The following is a 4,460-nucleotide window of genomic DNA, read 5'->3' on the forward strand; positions in this document are numbered from 1 at the left end:
GTCATCGTGCAGGGAAAAGCCTACGAGCCCTTCCTGGCGAAGCTGAGCGCGGCCGCCGGCCGGTTGCGCCTGGGGGACGGTTTGAAAAATACGACGGATGTCGGCCCCCTGGTCAATGAAAAGGGGCTGAACAAGGTGCTCAATTACATCCGAATCGGTCAGGAGGAGGGGGCCCACCTGCATACCGGCGGCGTCCGGGCGACGGAGAAAACCCTGGCCAGGGGGTTCTTCGTCGAGCCGACGGTCTTTTCCAGCGTGACGGCCGGGATGCGCATTGCCCAGGAGGAAATTTTCGGCCCGGTGGTGGCGGTCCTGAAGTGCAGCTCTTTCGAGGAGGGGGTGAAGCTGGTCAATAGCACCCGCTTCGGACTCTCCTCGGCGATCTACACCCGGAGCGTCAATCTGGCCGCCCGGGCCGAGCGGGAACTCGAAAGCGGCATCGTCTACATCAACGCCAGCACCATCGGTGCCGAGATCCAGCTCCCTTTCGGCGGGTTCAAACATTCCGGGTCCGGCCATCCCGAAGCCGGCGGCCGCATGGGCGCCCTCGATTTCTTCTCGCGCATCAAGACCGTCTACCGGGATTATAGCGGCCGGCTGCAAAAGGCGCAGATCGACGTGGAGTGACAGGCCGACCATGAGCGGAAAGCAGCACCGCAAGCGCATTGTCATCATGGGGGCCGGCGGCCGCGATTTTCATAACTTCAATCTCCTGTTCCGCGACAATGCGGCCAGTGAGGTGATCGCTTTCACCGCCGCGCAGATCCCCTTTCAGGAGGGACGCCGCTATCCTGCGGCTCTCGCCGGTCCGCTCTACCCGGAAGGGATCCCGGTGGTTGATGAAAAAGAGCTGGAGTCCCTGGTCCGCGACCGGCAGGTGGACGAGGTCATCTTCGCCTACAGCGACGTCTCCCATCAGGATCTGATGGGCGCCGCCTCCCGGGTTCTGGCTTTGGGGGCCGATTTCCGGCTGGTGGGGCCCGGCAAAACCATGCTGCAAGCCGCCGTACCGGTCATCTCCGTCTGCGCCGTCCGTACCGGTTGCGGCAAGAGTCCCGTCACCCGCTATCTCTGTCAGGAACTGCGCGCGGCAGGCCGACACCCGGTGGTGGTTCGGCATCCCATGGCCTATGGCCGGCTCGATATTCGCGAGGTGGAATCGTTCCGGACCGTGGAGGATATCGATCGCTACCAGTGTACTCTCGAGGAGCGCGAGGAGTATGAGCCATTGATCAGCGCCGGTATACCGCTCTTTGCGGGGGTCGATTACCGGAAGATTCTGCATGCGGCCGAGGGGGCGGGAGACGTTCTGTTCTGGGACGGAGGCAATAACGATTTCTCCTTTTTCCGCCCCGATCTTGAAATCGTGCTGGTCGACCCTTTTCGGGCGGGCGACGAGATCAGTCATTACCCGGGGCTGGTGAATCTGCTGCGCGCCGACGTCGTGGTCGTGGCCAAGGCCGATGCCGCTCCGACTGATGGCCTGGAGGAGGTGAGGCGCAACGTTGCGGTCTGGAACCCGGACGCCGCGGTGGCTTACGGTCGGCTCGAGGTCGCCGTCACCACACCGGAGGCGATTGCGGGCAAGCGGGTTGTGGCCGTCGAGGATGGGCCGACCCTGACCCACGGCGGGATGTCTTTTGGCGCTGCCGTGGTGGCGGCCCACCGGTATGGCGCCGAAGCCATCGCCGATCCCCGTCCCTGGGCTGTCGGCAGCCTGGCCGAGGTTTACCGGCAGTTCCCGCATCTTGAGCAGGTGGTCCCGGCGATGGGCTACAGCGAGCGCCAACTCGCCGACCTCCAGGCCACCCTGGAGGCGGTCCCCTCTGATCTCATCCTCAGCGCGACCCCGGTCGACCTGAAGAGAATCCTGAAGCTCTCCCGTCCGCTGGTCCAGGTCCACTACCATTACCGGGAAATGCACGGCAATCCCCTGGCCCGGATGGTCCGGGGGGTGCTGGGCATAAAGGAGACCCGTCATGCGCCGTAAGCCACCCATCGCCGTGGTCGCGCTCGGCGGCAACGCTCTCATCCGACAGGGCGAAAAGGGCGAAGTCGAAGAACAATTGCGGCATATCCGTGAATCGGTTCTTCATCTCCCCCTGTTGCTGGCAAAGGGGTATGCCCTGGTCATCACCCATGGCAACGGGCCGGTTGTCGGCCAACTGCTTCTGCAGAACGAGGCGGCCAGGGAGACGGTGCCGAGCATGCCCCTCGACGTCTGTGATGCCGATTCGGAAGGGAGCATCGGCTATCTTACCCAGCAGACCCTGGTCAACGTGCTGCGGGGGCAGCACGGAAAGCGGCCGGTGGTGAGTCTCATCACGCAGGTCGTGGTCGACCCGGCCGATCCCGCCTTTACCCGGCCGACCAAGCCGGTCGGCCCGTTTTATACCGAGGCTGAAGCCGAGCGGCAGCGCCGGACGAAGGGGTGGACCGTCGTTGCCGATGCCGGCCGCGGTTTTCGCCGGGTGGTACCGTCGCCACGCCCTCTGCAGGTGGTAGAAGAGGAGCCCATCCGCATCCTCCTCGAACACGGCGTCGTCGTCATTGCCGCCGGCGGCGGCGGGGTTCCCGTCCGGCAGGCGGACACGGGAGAGCTGCTGGGGGTCGAAGCGGTCATCGACAAGGATCGCGCATCGGCCCTGCTGGCCAATGGCCTCGGTGCGCGCCTGCTGGTCATTCTGACGGCTGTCGATTTTGTCTACCGCAGCTTTGGCAGGCCGGATCAGGAGCCGCTGCCGCGAATGGACGTCACCATGGCCCGCCGTCTGCTCGCGGAGGGGGAGTTCGCGCCGGGCAGCATGGGCCCCAAAATCGAGGCAGCCATTGAATTCCTGGAAGGTGGCGGAGAGGAAGTCCTCATCACCTTGCCTGAAAACCTTGCCGATGCTCTTGACGGAAAAACCGGTACTCGCATCGTAGCGTAGGATGTCGCCATCTTCGCCTAGTTGACCTTTTTTCCGGAATCAGGTATCGGGATAATCCCGAAACCCGAATTCCCCAATCACGAGTTCTCACATGCCCAAAAAAAACGAACTTTTCGACATCGTCGACGAGCAGGACCGGGTCATCGGCCAGGCACCCCGCTCCGAATGCCACGGCAACCCCGCCCTGGTCCATCGGGTGGCACATGTGCTGGTTTTCGACCGCAGCGATCGGCTGCTCCTGCAGAAGCGCTCCATGACCAAGGACATCCAGCCCGGCCGCTGGGATACCAGCGTCGGCGGCCACCTCGATCCCGGCGAAAGCTACCTCGAGGCCGCCTGCCGGGAGATGCGCGAGGAGCTGGGCATCGAGGGCCTCCCGCTTACCTGGCTTTATTTCTCAAAAATCAGGAACGAAATCGAGTCGGAAAACGTTTCCACCTATCTCGCCCGTTACGAAGGCGAGGTATGTTTTGCGGCGGAAGAAATCGACGAAGTCCGGTTCTGGAGCGCTGAAGAAATCGACGCCGCTTTGGGGACGGGAGTGTTTACGCCCAACTTCGAAGAGGAATGGGCTTTGTGGCGCAACTGGAACCGGCGCTACCCGGTCATGTCGGAGAGGCCAATCGCCCTGTGTGCGGGAGATACCTTTCCCGACCTGGTGAGGGATCTGGAAGGTGGAGACAAGTAGGAGGGATCTCGATTGGGGGTTGAGGTGCTGTCCCTGAACCAGGGACCTTGGACTCGGGACTTTGAACTTTGGACCGCCTTTATTCGTCTAACGGCAGGGTGAAGGAAAATCGGCTGCCGCCCTCGGGGGTGAGGGGGCTTTCCACCCAGATCTCGCCGCCGTGCAGCAGGACGATCTCTTTGCAGATGGCCAGGCCGAGACCTGTCCCTTTGCCGAAGGTCCTGGCTGCCGGCAACTGCTGGTAGCGGGCGAACAGCTTCTGCTGCTGGTCGGCCGGGATGCCCGGGCCGGTATCGGTGACGCTGACTTGCAGGTATTTTGTCTGGCTCGGCTCACGCCCGGAGGCGGAGAGGTGAGTGCTGACGGTGATTGTCCCCCCCGTTGGCGTAAATTTAAAGGCGTTGGTCAACAGATTGGCCATGACCCTGTTGAGCTGCTTGCCATCCGCCAGAACCCAGGGGCTGTCCTCGGGGATGTCGAGGCGGACCTGCAGGCCCTTCTCCGTGGACAGCGCCGAAAGGTCGGCGCAGACTCTGGCTGCCAGGGCTCGAATCGGTAAAGGCGCCGGATAGATCTGCATCTTGCCCGCCTCGAGCTTGGAAAGGTCGAGTACGTCCTCGATCAGCGTGAGCAGTCGGTCGCAGCCCCCCTGGATGTTTTGCAGGGCGGACGACTGCTCTTGGTTGACGGTGCCGAGAACTCCTTCGGCCAGCACGTCGGTAAATCCCCGGATGCTGGTCAGCGGGGAGCGCATGTCGTGCACCAGCATGGAGACGAAATCGCCCTTGACCTCTTCAATCTCCTTGAATTTCTTGAGATAGCGCGCCACGATCAGGAAACGC

5 protein-coding genes are annotated in these 4,460 nt (G+C 63.0%); 4 read left to right on the top strand and 1 reads right to left on the bottom strand.

Annotated features, from left to right (window positions below; all coding sequences use genetic code 11):
- The 4 genes from VD811_05995 to VD811_06010 all read left to right on the top strand — a co-directional run.
- On the top strand, positions 1-627 hold a 627-nt coding region (locus VD811_05995; GenBank protein ID HXV20522.1), incomplete at its 5' end, for an aldehyde dehydrogenase family protein.
- Between the two features lie 10 nt (positions 628-637).
- A complete protein-coding gene (locus VD811_06000) occupies positions 638-1,990 on the top strand; it encodes a GTPase (protein ID HXV20523.1) in 1,353 nt (450 codons plus the stop codon).
- The gene (arcC, locus tag VD811_06005; protein ID HXV20524.1) at positions 1,980-2,930 is read left to right on the top strand and encodes a carbamate kinase; all 951 of its coding nucleotides are present in this window, start codon (positions 1,980-1,982) and stop codon (positions 2,928-2,930) included. The genes VD811_06000 and arcC overlap by 11 nt, the downstream gene beginning before the upstream one ends.
- A gap of 91 nt (positions 2,931-3,021) precedes the next feature.
- Positions 3,022-3,618, top strand: a complete 597-nt coding sequence (locus tag VD811_06010; protein ID HXV20525.1) for an NUDIX domain-containing protein — start codon at positions 3,022-3,024, stop codon at positions 3,616-3,618.
- A gap of 79 nt (positions 3,619-3,697) precedes the next feature.
- On the opposite strand, the gene VD811_06015 is transcribed toward VD811_06010, so the two are convergent.
- Positions 3,698-4,460 (bottom strand): HAMP domain-containing sensor histidine kinase (locus tag VD811_06015; GenBank protein ID HXV20526.1); only part of this gene is annotated, 763 nt, incomplete at its 5' end.

This window comes from Desulfuromonadales bacterium (genome assembly GCA_035620395.1).
Taxonomy (GTDB): Bacteria; Desulfobacterota; Desulfuromonadia; order Desulfuromonadales; family DASPGW01; genus DASPGW01.